The organism is Candidatus Poribacteria bacterium (genome assembly GCA_016866785.1).
Lineage (GTDB): Bacteria > Poribacteria > WGA-4E.
Map to the genome: position 1 here is coordinate 1 of VGLH01000246.1, position 2,815 is coordinate 2,815.

The 2,815-nt window shown below is 63.7% G+C and carries 4 protein-coding genes; 2 read left to right on the top strand and 2 right to left on the bottom strand.

The window, feature by feature from the left end:
- Nucleotides 1-392: transposase (locus tag FJZ36_18875; protein ID MBM3216963.1), on the top strand; the 392-nt coding region annotated here is incomplete at its 5' end.
- Nucleotides 275-541, top strand: coding sequence for a hypothetical protein (locus tag FJZ36_18880; GenBank protein ID MBM3216964.1), 267 nt, complete (start codon nt 275-277; stop codon nt 539-541). The genes FJZ36_18875 and FJZ36_18880, both read left to right, overlap by 118 nt.
- Nucleotides 542-555: 14 nt before the next feature.
- On the opposite strand, the gene FJZ36_18885 is transcribed toward FJZ36_18880, so the two are convergent.
- Complete coding sequence (locus FJZ36_18885; GenBank protein MBM3216965.1) at nt 556-1,329, bottom strand: MFS transporter; 774 nt, start codon at nt 1,327-1,329, stop codon at nt 556-558.
- Nucleotides 1,330-1,347: 18 nt separating this feature from the next.
- Nucleotides 1,348-2,787 carry a DUF1349 domain-containing protein gene (locus FJZ36_18890; protein MBM3216966.1) on the bottom strand — a complete coding sequence of 480 codons (1,440 nt, stop codon included), beginning with the start codon at nt 2,785-2,787 and terminating at the stop codon, nt 1,348-1,350.
- Between the last annotated feature and the right edge of the window lie 28 nt (nt 2,788-2,815).

A 2,815-nucleotide genomic window follows, 5' to 3' on the forward strand; every position in this document is an offset into this window, starting at 1 on the left:
CTCGTTTCGATGATTGGGCATGGACGCCGCTTTGGCGGCTGCAGTTGACCCCGGAGGAACAAGAATGGGGTCACTGGCTCTTGGTGCGGCGCGAGGTGGAAGACCCCAAGGAGGTGGAAGACCCCAAGGAGGTGGCGTACTACGTCGTGTTCGCTCCGCGCGAGGGAACCACACTGGAAACCCTGGTGCGCGTCGCGGGGTCGCGATGGCGGATCGAGTCCTGCCTGGAAGCCGCGAAGGGGGAGTGTGGACTGGACGAGTATGAGGTGCGCAAGTGGGGCGCCTGGCATCGGCATATCACGCTTTCGCTTTTGGCTCACGCCGTCTTAGCGGTTCTCCAAGCACGGGAAAAGGGGGCGACGCTTTCGGCTCCGGCGACCCGATTCCCTTGACGGTTCCCGAAGTCCGGCGACTCTTGTGTCGTCTGCTCTGGCGACGGTTGCCCTCGTCCGAACACACGCTCGCGGGGTCGCGATGGCGACGATGGCATCAGAAACAAGCGCAACGGTCACATTACAAACGACGGATGAAGCCGACATAACCGCGTTTGTAGTACTAAATGCCTTTCAGGCTATCGCTGACGCCGATCTCGTCGAGGTAGATGCTGAAAAACGTGTAGTAGGGACCGAACACGAACCGCCCAACGAACGCCGGAAAGAAGAACACCAGCGCGAACGGACGCAGATAGCCGACCAGATGCCGCCACTCCATCTTGGGGCGTGATTCGGTCGGCGCGCTGTCCGGCAGCGTCAGCGCCCAACCCGACGACAACAACCGGAACGCGCTGAACCCGATGAACACCGGCAGCAACGCCGAAGCGTCCGACACTTGCGCTTTTCGCAGCACGAAGGTCGATGCCAGCACCGGCAGGACGAACCCCACCGATCCCCAACTGCGGAGCCGCCCGTAGTCGCCGCCGTGCCTGCCGAGGTGCTCCATCGTCCAGGCGTCCGCCAACGGGATGGCTGGGGCGAAGAATACGGTGAACGCCACCATCAGCAGGCAGAGCTGCAGGAACGACTGCCCGTTCCAGAACCAGAAGAGCGGGTAGATGAACGCCGTCGCCAGATGCATGGCGAACATCGCCGGTTTGCGGCTGCGTAGCGCGTCGCTCAGCAGACCCCAGAGCAGCGGCGTGACGGTTCCCAGCCAGGCCGGGATCGTCGACAGGACGCCCAGCTCGACGTTCGACAGACCTCTTCGGCGTAGGTAGAGGGTTCCGTAGATGCCGTGGAGAGCGACGGCGGCGAAGGACACGAAGTAGTACGCGCCGAACCGCCAGTTGACGGAGGAATCCCGATGTCCAGTCGGAGCGATGAGCTTCGGCACGGAATTCCTTCGGCGGGTCTAGCGCTGTAGCTGGCTGATCGACCGGCGGATCGCCAGCGCTTCGCGGGCGCGACCATCCATCGTCCGGTCGCGCATTTCACGGTCGACGTCTCGCTTGCGGCGGGAGATGCGGAAATAGTCGAACACCGTCGTCGTCGCCGGGATCGCGCCGGGAGCGAGCCCGTGGACTCCGACGCTCACCGGGTCCGCCATGCCCATCACCGTCGCGCCGACATGCTGCCAGGTGATGCCGTCCTCGCTGGCATGGCCCGAGATCGCGTCGCCGTTGCGCTCCATGCGCAGATGGAGCGTTTTTGGACGGGTCAGGTCAATGCCTCTGCCGATGAGCGTGGAGAACTGCCACTGATGCCGCTCGAACCGGACATCGCCGCGAAAAGCGTGGGCTCCCGATGTTTTCTCCAGTCGGAGAAACCGCTGCTCGTTCTTCCAGAGCAGGAGCCCGCCGTGCTCCTTCAGATCGGCTCCGATGCGAAGGCGCGCCTCGATGGCGAAGTCACCGGACACGTCGCGGATCAGCCTTGGGGCGTCGAAGTTCCCACCGTGCCACAGGTCTTGCCCCGGCTGGGCGTTCAACTGCAGGTAGCCTTGACGCGCCCGCCAGTCGCCGCCGCCTCCCGGATCGACCCAGCGCCAGCCGGGCTCCAGCGACTCTCGGCTGAATTCGTCCTGGAACACGACCGTATCGAAGTCCGTGGACGACGACCAACCCTCGATCTTGACGGAGGAGATGAGGTTGTTGAAGGAGCTCGGCAGCAATCGCAGGTCTTCGAAGGACTTGGTCAGGTCTGCCGGATGCATGATGACGGGCAGGCTCAGCCCGTCGAAATCCTCCTGCGAATAGAAGACGACGCGGCAACCCTTGCGCGGGAAGTTGGGTCCCTTCGAGATGCGGATCGACGAGATGACGTTCTCCTGACCCAACGCCGTGATGGAGGGAACGTCGCGGATGACGGTCGTCTTGCGCCCGTCGAACGAGGGGCGGCTGAAGAGCTCGATGACGACCGGGATGCCGCCCCACTCGGGTCCGCTGGTGTCCAGCACCGACTCGAACTTGATGGAACGCACCGTCTCGAACCGCCGAACCACGTCCTGGATGTTTGGGTAGAACCCCGGCGCGAGCGGCAGTCGGTTCCCTTTGTAGCCCACCTGGTCGTAGAGAACGACCTTGTGGTCGGGGCTGGCGCGGTAGGCGGGTCCCTTGAAGACTCGCAGCGAGAAGACGCGGTCGTACATGCCCAGCGGGGTGACGTCGGGCACCGAATCGACGATGACGGCGCGTTTACCGCTAAATCCCCAACCTTCGTAGAGCTCGACGATCAATCGCGGTTGGACGATGGGCATGGTACCGGAGCTCTCATGGTTGGCGTCGCATCGAAAGTCATTGTAGGCGCAGGGAACCGGCGTGTCTACGCCGTCGGTGCACACGCGCGCCCTCATCCCGACCTTCTTCCTGAAGGAGAAGGGG